The organism is Bianquea renquensis, assembly GCF_014384895.1.
Classification (GTDB): domain Bacteria; phylum Bacillota; class Clostridia; order Lachnospirales; family Bianqueaceae; genus Bianquea; species Bianquea renquensis.
This window is the reverse complement of the sequence record NZ_JACRSQ010000006.1, coordinates 54976-73723: the sequence shown is the minus strand read 5'-3', so window position 1 is coordinate 73723 and position 18748 is coordinate 54976. Positions and strand designations below refer to the sequence as shown.

The following is an 18748-nucleotide window of genomic DNA, read 5'->3' as shown; positions in this document are numbered from 1 at the left end:
GCTACTCCTCCATCCGGAATACAACAGAGCCGTTGATGACCGTACATACCGGATGGGCTTCGATGTCTTCCATGGGATCCCCGTCGTAGATGACAAGATCTGCGTCCTTCCCTTCCTTCAGGCTGCCGATCTCCTCATCCAAATCCAAGATCTGTGCCGCATTGATGGTAATCGCTTTCAAGGCTTCCATTTTGGGAAGACCAGCTTTGAAAGCAAGGGCAGCGCAGAGCGAGAGGTGCTGGCATGGAATCACAGGGTGATCCGTCATGATTGCAATTTTGACGCCCGCCTCATATAAAATCCTCGGAGTGTCAAAGGTTTTGTTCGTCAGCTCATACTTGCTGCGGCTGCCGAAGGTTGGACCAACGATGGCGTCCACGCCCTCCTCAGCCAGATCCTCCGCTATGAGATGACCTTCTGTGCAGTGATCCAGCGTAATTCGGATACCAAATTCTTTGGCGATGCGCAGAGCAGTAAAAATATCATCCGCCCGGTGTGCGTGAGCCTTGAGCGGGATCTCGCGGCGCAACACCGGCAGCAGGGCATCCAGCTTAAAATCACTTTTGATGCTCGGTTCTGCGTGCTCCATGTTTTCCATTTGGTTGCGATACTCATCTGCCTTGAACAGCGTTTCCCGAAGCAGCGCCGCTGTCGCCATGCGGGTTGTGGGGGCTTTCTGCTTGCTGTTGTAGACCCGCTTCGGGTTTTCACCGAAAGCGCATTTCATCGCTAAAGGCTCCTTGACAACCATGGAATCCACGCGGTGGCCATAGGTCTTGATGGCAGCGAACTGACCGCCGATCACATTAGCAGAGCCCGGCCCTGTAGCGACAGTAGTTACACCGTGCTCATAGGCCTCCCTCAGGGAAATGTCCATGGGATTGAAACCGTCTATGGCCCGCAGCTGAGGCGTAATCGGGTCCGTCATCTCATTGACATCGTTTCCCTCAAATCCGATGGCTTCCTCCTGCATGCCCAGATGGCAGTGGGCGTCAATAAAGCCGGGGAAGACTAATTTGCCGTCGGCGTTTATGACCTCCCAGTCCTCATTTTCAACGGGTATATCAGGGGCGATTTTCGCGATTATTTTCCCGTCGATGAGAATGTCGCCGGTGAATACCTGGTTATCCTCCATCGTATATAAGGTTCCGTTTTGTATTAACAGCATTGTGAATGATAGCCTCCTTTTTGTAATACACTATTATTATAGCAGAGGCAAGCCGCAACTGCAAGAAAGAATGAACGGGCCTACAGGTTTTTTAAGAAAAAAGCAAGAAAAAACCGTATTGTAGAACATTTTTACCTGTGCTATAATAAGAATAGTTTCAAGGGTTTTCACAGAAGATATCATTGAAATTGGAAAGGATATCCTGGAAATCGCACGAATTGAAAAAACCTGCCGCCGGCAACATTTGTTAGCAACAGGTGTACATGCAGCAGGAAATTGCATATAAGATTGCGGAAGCAGCTGTGAGGGCGATGGAATCTGGACTTGCGAGTTTTTTGGCAGATCCACGTATCCGTCGCATTTGTCATACTGGGAAGGAGACGGGTTGAGATGAGCAAAGTGTTGTTTGGAGCGGACATGCATGCGGCAGATGAGTATGCGATGCAGGTCTGCAAGATTCCTGGAATCATACTGATGGAGGCCGCCGCGCGGTCTGTGGTGGAGCGCCTGACGGTGCAGTGCACGCCGGGCGGTCGTGTTTTGGTCTTCTGTGGGATGGGAAATAATGGAGGCGATGGGTTTGCCATTGCCAGAATGCTGAAACAGAAAGGCATGAATGTCAAAATTTTTTTAAATGGGGATCCAGACCGCTTGAAGGGGGATGCCTTGACCAATTATTCCATGTTGAGCGCCTATAAAATACCGGTGCTTCGCCAGGACCAGGTCTACATCCTCGACAGTCTGATCGACCAGTCCGAATGGCTCGTGGATGCGCTGTTTGGCACAGGGCTGGCACGAGATATCGATGGGCTGACAGAGCAGATTATACACCACATCAATCGCGCGCGCGAAGAAAATGGGGCCAAGGTGATGGCCGTTGACATTCCATCCGGGATTGATGCGGATTCGGGACAGATTCGGGGGTGTGCAGTTAAGGCAGATGAGACGGTGACCTTCGTCTGCAAGAAGCCAGGCTTGATGTTGTATCCCGGAAAGGAGCACGCTGGACATGTGACGGTGGCTGACATAGGCATTCCTGACTCTGTCCCTGCCCTGGAGGAAGAGGTGAAATTCACCCTGGAACGGGACGATATCCCGGCCTTATTGCCAGTCAGATACAATCGAAGCCATAAGGGGTCTTACGGCCGGCTGCTCATGGCCGCTGGGTCCCGGAACATGACAGGTGCCGCCATCTTAAGTGCCAGGTCCGCCTATAAGACAGGGGTGGGATTGGTGGATATGGCGCTGCCAAAGGAGATTCGCCCCGTCATTCAGACAAGTCTGCCGGAAGTCGTCATTACCCCGTATGAGATCATCAAAGAGACAGTGGATTGCGGCTCTACAATTGAGCAGTCCTCTTTGGCACCGCTGCGGGAACAGTTGGCCATCTGCAGTGCGGTGCTGGCAGGACCAGGCTGGAGTCAGGTTTGTTATGTGCAAGAACTCTTGGGCGTTCTGCTGGATATGACACCTTCCCACATCCCCATGGTGCTGGATGCGGATGCGCTGAATATCCTTGCCTCCCGCCCAGAAATGGCTGAGAGAGTATGCCGGCGAGGTGGCCACACAATTTTAACGCCACATTTGGGCGAGGCGGCTCGGCTCCTGCAGAAGCCGGTACAGGAGATTTCTGCGAATCTGATGGATTCCGTCCGCCAGCTTACGGAAAAATATAATGCCTGTGTCGCTTTAAAGGATGCGGTGACGTTGGTTGCGTCGCCGGAAGGAAAGCTCTATATCAACCAGACTGGCAACCACGGCATGGCGACGGCAGGGTCCGGCGATGTGCTGGCAGGGATTATTGCCGGTTTGGCCGCACAGGGACTGTCCGCTTTTAAAGCAGCCTATCTCGGTGTTTACCTGCATGGAGCGGCAGGCGATCTCGCCGCTCAGAAAGAAGGAGCGTACAGCATGACGGCGTCGGATATCTGCCGGAATCTACGGTTTTCAAAAATAAACTAAAAAAGCGGTATAATGGAAAAACCCTCCTCCGTATATTATAGCAAAGCGGTCAGGAGGAAGAAAAATGATTGGCAAAAAATGGAAAAAGCTCTTGAAAATTTGGGTAATCGGGTGTATGATAGGGATGTTCGGTCTTGTAACGGGATGTTCTGGCAGCGGAGGGGGTAAGCCCTTAGCCTTGGAGGAGGTTCATCAAAAACTTCAGCAGATGCAATCCTATGAGACAGAGGCGAAGATTACCTTTTTCTCCAACAAGGGCTCCAATACATATGTCGTATTGCAGCAGGCAAAAGCGTCAGGACCTTACCGCATGGAAATTTTGGAACCTGAAAACAACAAGGGGATTTTGACCATCTCTGACGGAACAAAGGTTGTCCAGGTAGACCCCAGCATTGGAGGCAAGATTGAGGCGCAGGATACTCCAGTCCGCGATGCGCTGCTACTGTATCCATTTTTACAGAATTATCTGCAGAGCGAGGCTAGCGCGTCATCCGTCGGCGTAACCATGGCGTCCGCTGGAGTCACAGAGGAATCGTCGGGGACAGAGGTGGAAAGCTCCCTAACGCTGCTAGAGACAGAGTTGCCAGGCGACCATCCGAAGCTAGCTCATCAAAAGCTTTGGGTCGACGCCTACACGGCGGCGCCGGTCAAGATGGAGATCACGGACAAAAGTGGAAATCCATCCATTGTCATTCTCTACCAGAATTTTCAGATGAACCCTCAACTGGAAGATTCTCTGTTTTCAACAGAAGATTAGATGGAACCGACACATTACGAAGGAAAGGCGCGAGGAACGGTGAATACACAGTACTATCGGGTTATGGCGCAGATCGACTGCGAGGCGCTTTCACAAAATATCAAGGCAATTCGAAAGGCGCTTAACCCGGGAACACAATTGATGGCAGTCGTGAAAGCGGATGGATATGGACACGGGCTGCGGGAAATCTATCCGACTTTGGAAAAGAGCGGGATCGATCAGCTAGCGGTGGCCGTGTTGGAAGAGGGCATCTCTCTCAGACGCATGGGATCGCCCCTTCCTGTATTAATATTGGGTTATACGGCTCCTTCCGACTATGGGACCGTCATTGCAGAGGGGCTGACGCAGACGATTTTTACGTCTTCCATGGCCAAGGCAATGTCGGATGCGGCAGTGTCAATGCAACGTGCGGCCAAGGTACATATCAAGCTTGACACGGGGATGGGCCGAATCGGATTTGCCTGCACGGAATCAGCGCTGGATGAAATCCATGCGATTTCACAATTGCCCGGCCTCCAGCTGGAAGGGATCTTTACCCACTTTGCGAGAGCTGATGAGAGGGATAAGTCCGCGACAAGGCAGCAGTATAAAAGATTTCAGTGGATGTGTGATGAGCTGGAGAAAAGGGGCGTGACGTTTCCTGTGCGGCATGTTTCCAATTCAGCTGCAATTATGGAATTGCCGGATATGAATTGTAACATGGTCCGCGCAGGGATTATTTTATATGGCCTGTACCCTTCGGACGAGATGCGGCGGGAGACCCTTGCACTCCGCCCAGTCATGACCTTTAAGAGCCATGTGATCTTTTGCAAGGAGGTGCCGGATGGATCGCCCATCAGCTATGGCGGTACCTACGTGGCCGAGGGGACTAGGCGCATCGGCACAATACCTGTGGGCTATGCCGATGGGTATTCCAGACGGCTGTCAGGAATCGGACATGTCCTCATACGAGGCCATCTCGTTCCTATCGCCGGGCGAATCTGTATGGATCAGTTTATGGTTGATCTCACGTCTTTTCCTGATATCCAGGAAGGCGACGAGGCCATCCTCTTCGGCGAAGGCTTGTCCGTAGATGAGCTGGCACGGCTCATCGGTACGATCAACTATGAAATGGTGTGCATGGTTTCCAAGCGGGTGCCAAGGATTATAAAATGATGAATATATTTTCTAGCAGCGTGGAATAAAAGAGAGAGCAGCTGGCAAAAATAGGGTAGAGAAATTGAATTTTGAGTTAGGAGTTGGTATTACATATGAAGGGATCGAAATGCGGGGTGCAGATATGATTGTCAAACGAGGTGACGTATTTTATGCGGATTTAAGGCCAGTCGTCGGTTCGGAACAGGGGGGGATCCGTCCGGTGGTCATCATTCAGAATGATATTGGCAATCGGTACAGTCCTACGGTTATCTGTGCCGCCATCACATCAAAGATTAACAAGGCCAAGATGCCGACCCATGTGGAGATCGAGGCAGGGCAGGATGAATTGGTCAAAGACTCCGTGATACTGCTGGAACAGATTCGGACCATTGATAAAAAAAGGCTAAAAGAGAAGATATGCCATTTAAACGATCAGGTTATGGAGCGGGTGGACCAGTGCGTCTTGATCAGCTTGGGGCTTGCCCTTCAGGAGAGGCAATAAGAAAGGCTCTGTCCGGCAGTGGACCGGTACGGAGCCTCTTTTCCTATTGTCATTGAAATCGGTTTGAGATTTTATTGCCAACCCAGAGAAGTAGCTGGTACTGGGCTACGGCCAGCACACAGAGGATCAGGATGCTGAGAATGACCCAGTTCATGCGGAAGATCTGGCTGCCGTAGATGATGAGATACCCAAGGCCCGCCCGAGCAGATAAGAATTCGCCGATGATAACACCGATCAGGCATAGCCCGATATTAACTTTCAGGACATTCATAATAACGGGAATATTGTATGGCAGAAGGAGCTTCACCATGACGTGGGATTTTGAGCCGCCGAGGGCATAGATGAGGTTCACCTTTTCTTCTTCGACCGATTGAAATCCGTTGAGGACTGTCAGAATTGTGACGATGATGGTTAGCGAGACAGACGCGATGATGATCGTTTTCGTTGTATTGCCAAACCAGACGATTAGGATAGGTGCCAGTGCTGATTTAGGAAGACTGTTGAGGGCAACCCAATAGGGTTCCGTCACTTCGTAAACCGACGGAATCCACCACAGTAAAATTGCGATGCAGATTCCCAGAAAGGTGCTGATGAAAAAGCTGAGTAGGGTTTCTCCAAGGGTAATCCCAAAGTGAAGAAGAAGATTTCCATTCCAGAGAAGATCCCAGAACGTTTCTGCTAGATCCGATGGACTAGAGAAGATAAAGGCATCGATCCACTTCTGACGCGCGGCGATTTCCCAGAGGAGGAGAAAGGTCGCTAACAGCAGAAAACGGCCGGCCATAATTTTGCGCGTATGCTGCTTTAAGGAGCGCAGGTACGCGTTTTGCTCCGACGACACTTCGGAGGCTTTTCGACGCTTCACCAGCATAGCCGAGTTGTATGCGTTTTCATTCTTCACGGGTCATCACCTCCCAGATTTCTTGAAAGTATTGCTGAAAATTCGGATGCTTCCGCACCTTGAGCGGCATGCGCTCTGACCCGAAATCGATGGGGATATCCCGAAGCACATGGCCCGGGCGTTTCGATAGAACGACAACCCGGTCTCCCAGGCTGATCGCCTCTGAGATATCATGTGTGACTAGGATCGCCGTTTTTCCTGCCTTTTTCAGTATACTGTAGATTTCGTCCGATACCTGTAGCCGCGTTTGGTAGTCCAGAGCGGAAAAGGGTTCATCCAGTAAAAGGATCTCAGGTTTCAATGCCATCGTTCGAATCAGAGCGGCACGCTGCCGCATGCCGCCTGAGAGCTGGGAAGGGTAATGGTTTTGAAACTGATCGAGTCCGTAGGCTTCTAATAAGTGATGAACATAGGTTAGATTCTCCTTTGTAAGCTTCTTTTGTATTTCCAGCCCTAAACAAGCATTGGAAAGCACTGTCCGCCACTCCAGGAGCTGATCGTGCTGAAACATATATCCAACGGGAGCCGTTTTGTTTTCCAGGAGCTCGCTGTGGATGAGAATGTTGCCGGATGAGGGTTCCTGGAGATGAGCAATGGCAGAAAGAAGGGTTGATTTGCCGCAGCCGGAGGGGCCAACCAGGCTGACAAACTCACCGCTGTCAACGCACAGATTGATATCCTCCAGGGCAGGCGTTTCACCGCTTCGTGTATGATAGGCGAGGTATAGGTGCTGTATCTCAAGAAGAGTACCCATAACTGAACCTCCTTGTACAATGGCTTACTTATACTATATTAGGGCTGGAGAAAAATGTGAATCATTTTACTTTTCAACTTCTGATACAGATTTTTCAGCAAAGGTGCGGTTGATGATGGCCTCGTATTCAACACGGTTGGTTAGAGTTCCGGCGTATTCCAGTACGTCCTGAATGAGATCCAGCGATTCTTTTTCAAACACAGGCGTCGTGATCCACGTGTCTTGCTCCAAATACCGGGCGACAATGTTGGTGAGGGTCTCAAGGTCTGTCTCTTTGAATTGTGGCTGGATCGCTTGGGCAATTTCTTCTGCGGTGTGAGTCTGACACCAGAGGAGGCCTTTGTAGATGGCGTTTGTGAAGCCTTGCGCTAACTCAGGTTTTTTGTCGAGGAAAGACTGCGTCGTCATGTAGACGGTATAGGGAACATACCCTGAATCGACGCCGAGGGAAGCGACAACATGCCCACTTCCTGCCATTTCTAGCGTGGTAGCACCTGGTTCAAACTCTGTGGTATAGTCACCTGTCCCGCTTGTGAAGGCCCCTGCTGTGGCGGATAAATCTAGATTGGTGATGATCTCCAGATCTGTCTTTGGGTCCAGCCCATTCTGGTGCAGGATGTACTCCAAAATCATTTCTGGCATTCCGCCTTCTCGTCCGCCGATGATCGTAGTGCCCCGCACTTTATCCCACGTGAAATCAGGATCCGCCTCTCGGCCCACAAGGAAGTTGCCAGCCCGCTGTGTCAGCTGTGCAAAGACAATGGGCACATCCTCACGCCCTTCGTTGTGTACGTAAATAGCGGCCTCCGTCCCACACAGGGCAACATCAGCGTTCCCTGATAAAACGGCTGTCATAGATTTGTCAGCTCCGTATCCGACATCAACTTTCAAGTCGATGCCCTCCTCTTCGAAGAATCCCTTCTCCATGGCCACGTACTGGGGAGCGTAGAAAATGGAGTGGACGACCTCGTTTAGGGTCAGAGGGGTGAGAGTGGTGTCGTCTTTTTTCTGACAGCCGGTTACCACGGCGCCAAGAAGCAGACAGGAAGCCATCAATACGGTAAAGAGTTTTTTCATGTGGATACCTCCGTTTATCAACTTTACTCTTTATCCTATGCCAAAGAAAAGTGCAGCGTGTCAGAAGACAAGATAAAAACAAACTTTTTTCTTACAGCGGTTGAAGTTCCTCTTAAAAAAGGGTATAATGGTAAAAGTTAGAATAGAGAAAGGAGAGCGTCCATTATGAAGCAACATTTTAAGGATTTGGTAAAGGGTGTAAAGAAAGCCTGCGGCGTCGTATATGACAAGACCTCCGAGACAGTGGACATGGCGAAGCTGGAGGTTGAGACCAAAAAGACGTTGAGCAACCTTGATAAGGAGTATAAGGCGTTAGGACAAATAGTATATCAGGTCGAGATGGGATCCTTGACCCGGGACGATCAGATTGTAGCCGCTGCCTGCAAGCGCATTGAGAAATGCCTGACTCGACTGGAAGAGCTGAATGGCGAGAAGGCGAAGAAGAAGGAGTCGAAAAAACAGAGCAAACAAGAGAAGACCGCAGATCAGGCTGGAGGGGAAGCGAGCGAGGAGGAAGTGCATCCTCAGAGGAATGAGGAGGGATACTTTGTATTGAAGTTCTGTCCCTTCTGTAAGGTCGGCAATCACCCCGATGCTGTGAAATGCGTCAATTGCGGCCGTGAATTTTAATATTCCACAGACAGGAAACGGAGGCTATGTAGGTGACCTTTGCACAGAACATGCTGCTGTATCCGGATGGAGATCGCGGGAAGCTTCAACGTCAGCTTCGGCGTCGGAAAGCGGTGAATCTGTATTGTATCTGCGCCTGTCCCAACCATCCGTATCCTTTGGAGATCTTTGAGGCTAAAGAGCTGTACAAGGCGCTGAAACAGGAGAAAGAGTATCATGTGGTGGCGTTGGCCAGAAACAAGGAGGAGGCGCTGAGCATGATTGTCGGCCTGATGGAATGCCTGGTAGAACGAGATCCCCAGCTTCGACGCATGAAAGAGACTATAGGGGAGATTTATCGATGAGTTGGATGCGCAGATTGTTGGGCTCAGTTTTTTCATTGAGCCTGTTGTTGGTACTATTTTTTACAGCCTTTCAGGGAGTGATTTTTAATAAGGGATATATTGAGTCCGAGATGAGAAAGCTGAAGATTGCGCAGAGCGTTCAGATGGAGGAGTCAGATCTTCTGGAGCTTTTTTGGAAAATGCTGGACTATCTGTCCGATAAGCGAGAGGATCTTGTGATTGAAGCGCCCATTGCGGGCGAAGTCAGAGAGGCGTTTAACGATAGGGAAAAGCAGCACATGGTGGATGTCAAGCGTTTGTTTAGCGCTGGGTTCGCCGTTCGCAATGTCAGTCTTGTCGTTCTGACAGGTACAATCGCCGTGGCTGTGTTTTGGAGAGGCCGCCGGAGAGAGATCTGGAGAACATATGGCAAGTCCCTTAGCATTGTTTTCGGAGCTTTTTTTGCGGTGGTGGCCATTTTGGTTATTTTATTTATGAAGGATTTCAACCGATATTTTACGATTTTTCATCTCCTCTTTTTTGACAATGATCTTTGGATACTGAATCCCGCCACCGATTTAATGATCAATATTGTGCCGGAACCCTTTTTCTATGATACGGCCATGACAATCGGAGTCAGCTTTCTGATTCCGGCGTTCTGTATTTTTGCCGGCAGCATTCTCTATTGGACATGCTCCGTTCGAAACCGAAAGAGAAAGGAATGAGGCCATGGGAGTCGTCCTGACGATACTCTTAACGCTTGTCTGGATTTTGTTGAGCATTCTGGGACTGATCCTCTTGATTTTGCTGATCCTTCTTCTTTCACCGGTCACCTATACCTTTGCGGCGGAGAAAAAGCCGGATGCCGCCTGGGTGAACGTGCGCGCAGGCTGGCTTTTTCAACTGATTCGGTTTCGTCTCACATGGCAGGAGGGGCAGCTGGCCTGGAGCTTGAAAGCCGCTTGGAAGACCGTTGCTTCGGATTCTCCCGACGGCGAAGATGAGCCACAGGAAAAGAAGCAGGCGGACGTACAGGAGCCTTCTGTGGATTTGGAGGAGCCATCGGTCCAGGCCGAGTCGGCTCCGATTGAGCCACCGCCGTCATCCGATGAGCCATCCTCCCGCGAAGAGCCGCAGGAGGAGCGGAAGGGCAGTAAGAGAGGCCGGCTCCGGGAGCTTAAGAATAAGTTGATGGAATTTCGGGAAAAGCTAGATGCGTATCCTGAGAAAATGGAAACCTTTGCGGTACTTTGGAATTTAATAAAAAAACTTCTGAAGGCTCTCCTGCCCAGAAAGTTTCAAGCCCGCGTTCAGATAGGAATGGAGGATCCCGCCATGACGGGGTATATACTGGGGCTTTATTATATGATCATGCCCTTTTTACCGTTTCCCAATAGGGCGGGTCAGTTGGAGGTTATCCCCAATTTCCAGGAGAAAGTGCTGGAGGTGGAGGCGAAGGGGAAAGGGCGGTTCACAATAGGCTATTTGCTCTGGCTTCTGCTTCGGACGTATCTGGACAGGCATACACGCTATTTGATAGCCTATATTCGAAATAAGAAAAATTAGGAGGAAGACCAATGGCAATATCAGCGCGAGATTCATTGAAAGATTTGTTACAGGAATTGGAGGCCTTTGTCACGACGAAGACAGTGGTCGGAGAGCCGATTCACATCGACAATACGATTATTTTGCCTCTGGTGGATGTGTCCTTCGGCGCCGGTGCGGGAGCGAAAGAAAAGTCGGCGGAGAAGAACAATGGACTGGGCGCCGGCGGTGGGGTTGGCGCTAAGATGTCAGCTAGCGCGATTCTCGTAATCAAGGATGGACAGATTCGACTGGTCAATATCAAGCAGCAGGATACAATAACGAAGGTTTTGGATATGGTGCCAGATTTGATTGATAAATTTAAGGGAAACCATAAAAAGGAAGACCAAGAAATTTTGGACGCGTATCAGAAGGCGGCGGGCCAGAGCGCTGACGAGGACAAAAAGGCGTAAAGAAAAGGGGGACATTCCCCCTTTTATTTTATTGTGGTACCTGAAATTAACGTGTGCGCTAAATAATGGCTTTTTTGTTCTTTTACAGGGCTCAGAACGGTCTTTACTGCAAGCTGTCCGATTGCATCGATAGGGTAGCTGATGGTGGAAAGCTGTGGGTATAGCCTTCGTAGCATTGTGGGATTATCAAATCCCATGATTCCGACATCCGAATTTTTGAACAACTGTAAGCATTGAATGGTATAGGAGTCACTGGAACAGATGACAGCGGAGCGGCCACCGTTTGCCGGAATCGACTTTAGGATGGATTGGTATGTGTCCGGATCCCTCAGCACTGTATAGTGCACAGATGGTTGCAGTGCCATCGCCTTCTCAAAACCCTTGAAACGCTGTGTCTGCGCGTCGATATTTTCTTTTGACGAACGGGATAGGACAGGCGAAACATAGTAGATATGGTCATACGAATGGCGAAGAACGTATCGGGTGCTGTCGAACATAGCCGCACAGTCATCAATTCCTATATGGGGAATTTCGCCGCAGATGTGATTGCCTAAGCTCACTAGAGAGGTGGAATACTGAAGGAGTTGTTTGCCATATGCAGGGTCTGGTATGACTGAGCAGAGTAAAATGCCGGCGGCGTTCATTCCAACCAGCGTTTCCACGCATTGCCGTTCCACCTGTTCTAAATTGTCGGATAGCATGATTGCGGTCGTATAGCCAAACGATCTGGCAGTGGATTCGATAGAGGTCAGGAGTTGAGAGAAGAACTCATTCTTTAAATTCAGCATGACGACTCCGATCAAATTGGATGTCCCACGGGATAAGGAGCTGGCGTACTGATTTTTGATGAATCCATGATCCTTAGCCATCTGTAAAACCTTTTGCTTTGTCTTGGGGCTTATGCCAGGACGGTTGTTAAGCGCCCGGTCTATGGTTCCTTGAGAAACGCCGCACAGGCGGGCAAGTTCATCGCTGGTTATTTTATCTTTACGCATCTGAATAGCCATCCTTATCTTATAATACCGTTAGAATAGCACAGATTCTGTAACCCTGTCAAGAATTGAGGGCATCGCAATTCTGCTTATTTTGCTGTGCAACAAAAGGTATAGAATTAAACATACGGAAGGCTTGTCGCTTTTTGTAAAATCCCGTATACTAAAAGGAAAGGGGGAATGGGATGGAGACAGCAATGGAGCGAGTCGATTATTTGGAACGGCTGAAGCAGGAGTACTGCCTTACCTATCTGAAAGTGCAGCGGTTGACGAAAGAGCTGGCGGGAGCCATACGAGGGACTTTGGTGAAGAAGAAAGTCGGAAAGTACTCATACTACGATCTACAGGTGTGGGAGGAAGGGAAGCGGAAGCGGACGTATGTGCGCAAGGAAGAGGTGGAGCGAATCCAGAGCCAGATCGAGGTGCGACGCCATCAGGAGGAAGAACTGAGAGGCCAGAAGAGGTATCTGGAGGAACTGCGAAAATGTCTGCGGCATTTTCGAGTGAAAGGGGAGGCAGTGATGGAGAGCTATGAGGCGGAGCGACGGGAGAGCGTGAGGCAGGACAGGGAGAAGGAAGCGGAGAGAGAGGCGGCGAGACAGAAGCCGTATGGAGAGGGGTGCCGGTACCGGACAGTAAGAGGGGAATATGTGCGGTCGAAGTCGGAGCAAGTGATAGCGAATTTGCTGTATGCGCTGGGCATACCGTATCGGTACGAGCCGAAGGTGAGACTGGGGAAGCGGGAAGTGAGAGGAGATTTTTGGTTGCAGTCGAAGGTGAACCCGAGGAGGGAGTACTACTGGGAGCACTATGGGATGATGGAGGAGGAAGAGTACCGGGAGAAGGCGGCGGAAAAGCAGAGGGAGTACAGGGGGAATGGGTATCGTGTGGGAAAGAATCTGATCGAGACGTACGAGGATAAGGGAGGGTTGGACGCGCAGGAAATAATGAATATGTTGAAAGTGTACAAAATCATATAGAGGGAGCGGGAGGCCAGAGCCTCTTGCTGTAAAAAGAGAAGTGTCACGGCGTCACAGAAGGGGGCGTTTTTTTATTGGAAGAAGATCGGAGAAAAAGATAAACGAAGACGATAGCCACTAAAAATCAGCCAGCCATAAAAGCGATGGTAGAGAAAAGCAGCCGCTAAAAGGAGAAGGCCGAAGACAAGGCGAAAGGAAGACAGACGTGAAAAGACAGAGGGAAAGCGGGCGGACAGCCATAGCGGAGAAAAAGACAAACGAAGATGATAGCCACTAAAAGCAGCCAGCCATAAAAGCGATGGTAGAGAAAAACAGCCGCTAAAAGGAGAAGGCCGGAAACAAGGCGAAAGGAAGAGAGACGTGAAAAGACAGAGGGAAAGCGGGCAGCCAGCCATAGCGGAGAAAAAGACAAACGAAGACGATAGCCACTAAAAATTAGCCAGTCATAAAAGCGATGGTAGAGAAAGCAAGCAAAAGAGAAAAACAGCCGCTAAAAGGAGAAGGCCGAAAACAAGGGGAAAGCAGACAAGGCGAAAGGAAGAGAGACGTGAAAAGACAGAGGGAAAGCGGGCGGACAGCCATAGCGGAGAAAAAGACAAACGAAGATGATAGCCACTAAAAGCAGCCAGCCATAAAAGCGATGGTAGAGAAAAACAGCCGCTAAAAGGAGAAGGCCGGAGACAAGGCGAAAGGAAGACAGACGTGAAAAGACAGAGGGAAAGCGGGCAGACAGCCATAGCGGAGAAAAAAACAAACGAAGATGATAGCCACTAAAATCAGCCAGTCATAAAAGCGATGGTAGAGAAAAGCAGCCGCTAAAAGGAGAAGGCCGAAGACAAGGGGAAAGCAGACAAGGCGAAAGGAAGACAGACGTGAAAAGACAGAGGGAAAGCGGGCGGACAGCCATAGCGGAGAAAAAGACAAACGAAGACGATAGCCACTAAAAATCAGCCAGCCATAAAAGCGATGGTAGAGAAAGCAAGCAAAAGAGAAAAACAGCCGCTAAAAGGAGAAGGCCGGAAACAAGGGGAAAGCAGACAAGGCGAAAGGAAGACAGACGTGAAAAGACAGAGGGAAAGCGGGCAGACAGCCATAGCGGAGAAAAAGACAAACGAAGGCGATAGCCACTAAAAATTAGCCAGCCATAAAAGCGATGGTGTAGAAAGCAAAAACAGCCGCTAAAAAGGAGAAGGCCGAAGAGAGAGAAGTGAAACGACAGAGGGAGAGCGGAGAAAAAGACATTCAGTAGCTTGACAATGAAAGCTAAAAGACGTATAATTTGTGTACGTACACGAATTAAGGGGGAATTCTTATGCGGAGAACAGAATATGTTGGAGATCGTACCAATGAGATATCATTTCCATTAGGGGGTATCGGAAGTGGCAGCATCGGGCTTGCAGGCAACGGAAGATTGATCGACTGGGAGATTTTCAATCGTCCCAACAAGGAATCGTACAATGGGTTCAGCCACATAGCCGTGAAAGCGGAGAGACAGGGGAAGCTTCTGGATGCCCGCGTGCTTAATGGCGATGTGAACAAGGGGTACAGCGGACCAGGAACGGGCCTGGAGAACACAAGTATGGCGGGGTTTCCTCATTTTAAAAAGTGCGTTTTTTATGGAGAGTTCCCATTGGCAGAAATACAGTTTGAAGATGATCATTTTCCCGGGAAAGTGACTTTGCGGGCCTTCAATCCATTTATTCCTCTGAATGATACAGATTCTAGCATACCAGCGGCCTTCATGGAAGTAGAGTTTCAAAATGATGGCAAGGAGGAACTTCAATATTCAGCCGCTTTTACAGTGCGAAACCCAGATCAAAAAGGAAGGAATCAATTTGTAAAAAAAGAACTGCGTTTTTTGACGACGCAGTACGCTGAGGACCATCCGCAGTTCGGTGAACTATGCCTGGCAACGGACGCAGATGGCGAAATTAGTCATCAGGAGTATTGGTATCGGGGAGGCTGGTCGGACAGTCTGGAAACTTATTGGCGAAACTTTACTGAGCAGAGCAACCTAAAAGCGCGGCGATATGAAGAACCGGGTGACGGAGATCATGGAACCCTCTGCGTAAAACAGATGGTTCCCGCTGGAGAATCAGTGCGAATTCGTTTTATTCTATCTTGGAACTATCCGAACAACTATACTTACTGGAATCCCAATTATAAACATATAACATGGAAAAATTATTATGCCGTTCTATTTTCCAGCGCACAGGAAAGCGCGGCATACGGCCTTGCCAATTGGGACCGGCTCTATGGGGAGACAAAGCGATTTAAAGATGAACTATACGCGTGCAGCTTGCCAGACGTGGTGATCGAAGCCATATCGGCGACGATGTCCGTTTTAAAGACAGCGACGGTTCTCAGACTAGAAGATGGATCAATTTATGGCTGGGAAGGGCTCCACAAGAATGTAGGATCGTGTGAGGGAACATGTACCCATGTATGGAACTATGCCTATGTGTTGCCATTTTTATTTCCGAAACTGGAGCGATCCATTCGAAACCTGGATTACCGTTACAATCAGGATGAAAGCGGTCGGATGCAATTTCGAATGATGCTTCCACTTGAGCGGCCGAGAGGGACGTTCCGCGCCTGTGTGGACGGACAGATGGGCGGAATTGTGAAGGTCTATCGGGAGTGGAAAATCAGTGGCGACGACCTTTGGCTCAAAGAAATCTGGCCGGCTGTCAAAAAGTCCCTAGAATATGCGTGGAGTGAGGATAACGAGGACCGGTGGGACCTCGATCAAGATGGTGTCCTGGAAGGGCGCCAGCACCATACACTTGATATGGAGCTATTCGGCCCCAGCTCTTGGCTGGAAGGCTTTTATCTTGCGGCGCTTAAGGCCGGAGAGGAGATGGCGAGATACCTGGGCGAGGAGGATAGCGCCGACGAGTACAGGGAGCTATTTGAAAGGGGAAAGGCCTGGAGTGAGGAACATCTATTCAACGGGCGTTATTACATACAGCAGATCGATCTGAAGGATGCGTCCATTCTAGAGCCCTTTGAAGGAGCGAAAGAGTACTGGAACAAGGAAGTGGGCGAAATAAAATATCAGATTGGCGAAGGCTGTGAGATCGACCAGATCTGCGCCCAATGGCACGCCAACATTGTAGGCCTTGGCACAATTTTTGACAAAGAGCATGTAAAAACAGCGCTGAGCAGCCTATATCAACAGAATGTAAAACGTTCCATGCGAGACTTCTATAACCCATGGCGGCTTTTTTGCCTCAACGATGAAGGGGGAGCTGTCATCTGTGAGTATCCTGAAGGTACGAAAAAGCCAGCGATTCCAATCCCCTACTGTCAGGAGACGATGCATGGCTTTGAATACCAGCTGGCGGCCCTGATGATCAGCGAAGGCATGATTGAGGAAGGCGTTGAGATCGTGGCCATGATTCGAGACCGATATGATGGCAAAAAAAGAAATCCATGGAACGAAATCGAATGTGGCAATAACTACGCCCGGTCCATGGCGAGTTATTCCATGATTCCCATCTTCTCAGGCTTTATCTTTGACATGCCGAAGGGGGTAATAGGATTCAATCCTATCCTGCAAAAGGATGTGTTTCGGTGCATCTGGAGTTTGGACAGTGCATGGGGAAACGTGCAGATTAAGGGAGAGCAAGTCTTGATCCAAATTCTCAGTGGTCAACTAACCCTTCGGGAGTTGCAGCTTCCCTTCGTCACAAGAGAAATCCACACCGTGCGGGTGGATGGACAGAGTGTTAAAGTGAAATGTCAGGGCGGACGAATTCAATTTGACGAGCCCATGACGGTTCAAGAATGGATACAGGTATAAGCGATTTAGCGGAAGAGGCGGCCGCGGTACCGGTTGACAAAGGCGAAAAATTCCTGTGGCCTGGGGAGCGCCATTGGGTTGGGAATCCACTTTGATTCAACCAGAAATGCCATTCCTCGATCCTGAATTTCGGCGTACAACATGCGGACAATGGAGGGGAGTGGGGTTTGTCCGTCGAAGAGATGACGGCAGGCATAGAGGAAGAGATATCCCAGGGCTGCCGTCTGTTCTGCGTCCAAAAGTTGCTCCACACACCGCAGGTCCACAGCTTCGTGGCCAAGTACAATGCCATCTGTACCTTGAATTCGCAGCTTTAGGCGATCTTCCTGGGCGATTTTAGGGGAGCGGCAGGGAATTCGAGGTGGGCATGGATTCGTGTAAGGAGGGGCGGAAGGCGTCCAGGGGTAATGGGCGCTGATCTCCTTAGCCTTTTGGGTAATCTCATAGGTTTGGTAGGAATCCAGCTGAAGAATAGTATCCGCAATGTGGAAGAAGGCCCCACAGCTGCCAGCCACGAGGACGATGGAGACGCCAAAGCGTTCATACAAGAGCCGCGCGCGCTCTAGAAAAGGAGTGATGGGTTCTTGATCTCGATGGATTACCTGCTGCATTAGCTCATCTCGGATCATGAAGTTAGTCGCAGAAGTATCCTCATCCAACAGAAGGACCGACGCACCGCTCTCAAGACTCTCCATCACATTGGCCGCTTGCGAGGTACTTCCGCTGGCATCGGGGGTGGAAAACGCGGTGGTATCGCTACCGCCAGGAAGGTGATTGATGAAGAGCGAGATGTCCATTTGGCTGATGCTTCGGCCATCCTCTGCGCGGATTTTCATTGCATCCGAAACGGTGATCACGTACTCGCGGCCATCTCCCCGGATATGATTATAAACGCCGGTTTCCAATGCCTTGAGAAGCGTTGATTTCCCGTGATAGCCGCCGCCCACGATGAGGGTAATCCCCCTGGGTATGCCCATTCCCTGTATTGTTTTGCCGCTGGGAAGGGATAGAGAAATCTCCATGGAGGAAGGCGAGGTAAAAGGAATGGCGCCCGGCAAGGGTTTTTGGGAGACACCGCTTTCCCGCGGAAGAATGGACCCGTTTCCCACAAATGCGACCAGGCCCTGACGGTTCAATTCGTGGCGGATATAGGCCTGATCTTCCGCTAGGCTCAACACGTCGGCGACGGCCTTGGCATCCAGTTGTCCGTAAAGGAGAGTCGTGTGGACACAGACCGGCAAAAAGTCAAACAGGATCTTGGCGAGCTCCGCAGCATTGATGGTGCGGCCGTTGGCTGGGAAGCCGATTTCGAAGCGAAGTTGAACGCCTTCGCCGGTGATTGTGCAGGAGGTGCGCTCCAAAATTTGCTGTCCACACCGGCTACAGCTCAGAAGACCACTTTTTCCGGACCCCTTTGCCCGAAAGGCATAGGAGTCCAGTTTTTTTGAAAACAGCCGGAGCAAATGATCCTGGAGTGCAATCCTCTTATAGGAGGGCGAGAGAAAGTCGGCGGGAAAGCCCGCGGCCTTCATCGGGACAAGGACGCTGACACAGGAGGGCGCCGCAAAGGGATCCCCTTGAACATGATCGATGGAGAGTACAAAGTCAGAATACCGATAGGCTCCCTGGAGAGCCTTGTAAGCCGGATAGCTTTTGTGATCTATGGATGTGAGAAGAGTTCTAAGTTCTTGCATCGTTTTCATTGGATCGACCTCTTTCATAGAATATACATGTTAGTATACTACGTATTGTTCCAAGATGGC

The 18748-nt window shown here is 50.1% G+C and carries 17 protein-coding genes; 11 read left to right on the top strand and 6 right to left on the bottom strand.

What is annotated here, in order from left to right:
- Position 1 precedes the first annotated feature (1 nt).
- On the bottom strand, positions 2-1168 hold the full coding sequence (locus H8730_RS05780; RefSeq protein ID WP_177716757.1) for an amidohydrolase: 1167 nt from the start codon (positions 1166-1168) through the stop codon (positions 2-4).
- A gap of 390 nt (positions 1169-1558) precedes the next feature.
- Here H8730_RS05780 and H8730_RS05775 point away from each other — a divergent pair, with 390 nt between their 5' ends.
- The 4 genes from H8730_RS05775 (at position 1559) to H8730_RS05760 (ending at position 5526) form a co-directional block, all read left to right on the top strand.
- Positions 1559-3130 carry an NAD(P)H-hydrate dehydratase gene (locus H8730_RS05775; protein WP_177716759.1) on the top strand — a complete coding sequence of 524 codons (1572 nt, stop codon included), beginning with the start codon at positions 1559-1561 and terminating at the stop codon, positions 3128-3130.
- 64 nt (positions 3131-3194) lie between these two features.
- Positions 3195-3887 carry a LolA family protein gene (locus H8730_RS05770; RefSeq protein ID WP_177716761.1) on the top strand — a complete coding sequence of 231 codons (693 nt, stop codon included), beginning with the start codon at positions 3195-3197 and terminating at the stop codon, positions 3885-3887.
- Entirely contained in the window at positions 3888-5042 is a 1155-nt protein-coding gene (alr, locus tag H8730_RS05765; protein ID WP_249289557.1) for an alanine racemase, read from the top strand.
- Positions 5043-5166: 124 nt separating this feature from the next.
- Positions 5167-5526: a type II toxin-antitoxin system PemK/MazF family toxin gene (locus H8730_RS05760; protein WP_177713912.1), complete on the top strand. Its 360-nt coding sequence runs from the start codon at positions 5167-5169 to the stop codon at positions 5524-5526.
- Positions 5527-5575: 49 nt separating this feature from the next.
- Here the strand turns inward: H8730_RS05760 and H8730_RS05755 are convergent, their stop codons facing one another.
- From H8730_RS05755 to H8730_RS05745, 3 genes are all read right to left on the bottom strand, one after another.
- A complete protein-coding gene (locus tag H8730_RS05755; protein WP_249289556.1) occupies positions 5576-6427 on the bottom strand; it encodes an ABC transporter permease in 852 nt (283 codons plus the stop codon).
- On the bottom strand, positions 6417-7181 hold the full coding sequence (locus H8730_RS05750) for an ABC transporter ATP-binding protein (protein ID WP_177713913.1): 765 nt from the start codon (positions 7179-7181) through the stop codon (positions 6417-6419). Before H8730_RS05750 ends, H8730_RS05755 begins: the two co-directional genes overlap by 11 nt.
- Before the next feature lie 66 nt (positions 7182-7247).
- Positions 7248-8258 carry an ABC transporter substrate-binding protein gene (locus H8730_RS05745; protein ID WP_177713914.1) on the bottom strand — a complete coding sequence of 337 codons (1011 nt, stop codon included), beginning with the start codon at positions 8256-8258 and terminating at the stop codon, positions 7248-7250.
- 165 nt (positions 8259-8423) lie between these two features.
- Here H8730_RS05745 and H8730_RS05740 point away from each other — a divergent pair, with 165 nt between their 5' ends.
- The 5 genes from H8730_RS05740 to H8730_RS05720 are packed head-to-tail and all read left to right on the top strand — an operon-like array spanning position 8424 to position 11208.
- Entirely contained in the window at positions 8424-8888 is a 465-nt protein-coding gene (locus H8730_RS05740) for a hypothetical protein (RefSeq protein ID WP_177713915.1), read from the top strand.
- A gap of 32 nt (positions 8889-8920) precedes the next feature.
- Positions 8921-9232 carry a hypothetical protein gene (locus H8730_RS05735; protein WP_177713916.1) on the top strand — a complete coding sequence of 104 codons (312 nt, stop codon included), beginning with the start codon at positions 8921-8923 and terminating at the stop codon, positions 9230-9232.
- Complete coding sequence (locus tag H8730_RS05730) at positions 9229-9936, top strand: TIGR01906 family membrane protein (protein ID WP_177713917.1); 708 nt, start codon at positions 9229-9231, stop codon at positions 9934-9936. Before H8730_RS05735 ends, H8730_RS05730 begins: the two co-directional genes overlap by 4 nt.
- Before the next feature lie 4 nt (positions 9937-9940).
- Entirely contained in the window at positions 9941-10777 is an 837-nt protein-coding gene (locus H8730_RS05725; RefSeq protein WP_177713918.1) for a DUF2953 domain-containing protein, read from the top strand.
- Positions 10778-10788: 11 nt separating this feature from the next.
- A complete protein-coding gene (locus H8730_RS05720; protein ID WP_177713919.1) occupies positions 10789-11208 on the top strand; it encodes a GerW family sporulation protein in 420 nt (139 codons plus the stop codon).
- Between the two features lie 23 nt (positions 11209-11231).
- Here H8730_RS05720 and H8730_RS05715 read toward each other — a convergent pair whose 3' ends face one another.
- Positions 11232-12203 (bottom strand): LacI family DNA-binding transcriptional regulator, encoded by a 972-nt coding sequence (locus H8730_RS05715; protein WP_177713920.1) that lies wholly within the window; start codon positions 12201-12203, stop codon positions 11232-11234.
- Positions 12204-12385: 182 nt separating this feature from the next.
- Here H8730_RS05715 and H8730_RS05710 point away from each other — a divergent pair, with 182 nt between their 5' ends.
- Entirely contained in the window at positions 12386-13180 is a 795-nt protein-coding gene (locus H8730_RS05710; RefSeq protein WP_177713921.1) for a hypothetical protein, read from the top strand.
- Positions 13181-14492: 1312 nt separating this feature from the next.
- Positions 14493-16985 carry a GH116 family glycosyl-hydrolase gene (locus H8730_RS05705; protein ID WP_177717623.1) on the top strand — a complete coding sequence of 831 codons (2493 nt, stop codon included), beginning with the start codon at positions 14493-14495 and terminating at the stop codon, positions 16983-16985.
- Positions 16986-16990: 5 nt separating this feature from the next.
- On the opposite strand, the gene H8730_RS05700 is transcribed toward H8730_RS05705, so the two are convergent.
- Entirely contained in the window at positions 16991-18688 is a 1698-nt protein-coding gene (locus H8730_RS05700) for an ABC-ATPase domain-containing protein (RefSeq protein ID WP_177717625.1), read from the bottom strand.
- Positions 18689-18748 lie beyond the last annotated feature (60 nt).

Excerpts from the sequence above, each read along its gene's own strand:
- H8730_RS05730 (WP_177713917.1), top strand. The coding sequence starts at position 9,229 with ATGAGTTGGATGCGCAGATTGTTGGGCTCAGTTTTTTCATTGAGCCTG.
- H8730_RS05705 (WP_177717623.1), top strand. The coding sequence starts at position 14,493 with ATGCGGAGAACAGAATATGTTGGAGATCGTACCAATGAGATATCATTT.
- H8730_RS05725 (WP_177713918.1), top strand. The coding sequence starts at position 9,941 with ATGGGAGTCGTCCTGACGATACTCTTAACGCTTGTCTGGATTTTGTTG.
- H8730_RS05720 (WP_177713919.1), top strand. The coding sequence starts at position 10,789 with ATGGCAATATCAGCGCGAGATTCATTGAAAGATTTGTTACAGGAATTG.
- H8730_RS05715 (WP_177713920.1), bottom strand. The coding sequence starts at position 12,203 with ATGCGTAAAGATAAAATAACCAGCGATGAACTTGCCCGCCTGTGCGGC.
- H8730_RS05750 (WP_177713913.1), bottom strand. The coding sequence starts at position 7,181 with ATGGGTACTCTTCTTGAGATACAGCACCTATACCTCGCCTATCATACA.
- H8730_RS05780 (WP_177716757.1), bottom strand. The coding sequence starts at position 1,168 with ATGCTGTTAATACAAAACGGAACCTTATATACGATGGAGGATAACCAG.
- alr (WP_249289557.1), top strand. The coding sequence starts at position 3,888 with ATGGAACCGACACATTACGAAGGAAAGGCGCGAGGAACGGTGAATACA.
- H8730_RS05760 (WP_177713912.1), top strand. The coding sequence starts at position 5,167 with ATGATTGTCAAACGAGGTGACGTATTTTATGCGGATTTAAGGCCAGTC.
- H8730_RS05710 (WP_177713921.1), top strand. The coding sequence starts at position 12,386 with ATGGAGACAGCAATGGAGCGAGTCGATTATTTGGAACGGCTGAAGCAG.
- H8730_RS05770 (WP_177716761.1), top strand. The coding sequence starts at position 3,195 with ATGATTGGCAAAAAATGGAAAAAGCTCTTGAAAATTTGGGTAATCGGG.
- H8730_RS05775 (WP_177716759.1), top strand. The coding sequence starts at position 1,559 with ATGAGCAAAGTGTTGTTTGGAGCGGACATGCATGCGGCAGATGAGTAT.
- H8730_RS05700 (WP_177717625.1), bottom strand. The coding sequence starts at position 18,688 with ATGAAAACGATGCAAGAACTTAGAACTCTTCTCACATCCATAGATCAC.
- H8730_RS05745 (WP_177713914.1), bottom strand. The coding sequence starts at position 8,258 with ATGAAAAAACTCTTTACCGTATTGATGGCTTCCTGTCTGCTTCTTGGC.
- H8730_RS05740 (WP_177713915.1), top strand. The coding sequence starts at position 8,424 with ATGAAGCAACATTTTAAGGATTTGGTAAAGGGTGTAAAGAAAGCCTGC.